Source organism: Candidatus Frankia alpina, assembly GCF_902806485.1.
Lineage (GTDB): Bacteria > Actinomycetota > Actinomycetes > Frankiales > Frankiaceae > Frankia > Frankia alpina.
In genome coordinates, this window is record NZ_CADCWT010000668.1 from 1 (window position 1) to 204 (window position 204).

Here is a 204-nt window from a genome sequence, read left to right on the forward strand (position 1 = left end):
TCCGCCGCACGGCCCGGATCCTGGCCGCGGTGACCGCTGAGATCGCCGAACACGTCCTACCGAAACGCCACCGATCCCACCCCCGCGTCGTCCGACGCACCAAACGCACCCCATTCCCCGCCAAGAAACCGATCGACAAGCACCTCGCAGGACCGCCGCCCACCATGGTCACAATCCCGACCCGAACCTAAAGTTCCTGGTATT

1 protein-coding gene is annotated in these 204 nt (G+C 65.2%); it reads left to right on the plus strand.

Annotation, left to right across the window (positions count from 1 at the left end):
- The coding region (locus G6R25_RS25805; protein ID WP_205447497.1) for a hypothetical protein at positions 1-191 on the plus strand (191 nt) is incomplete at its 5' end.
- Positions 192-204 lie beyond the last annotated feature (13 nt).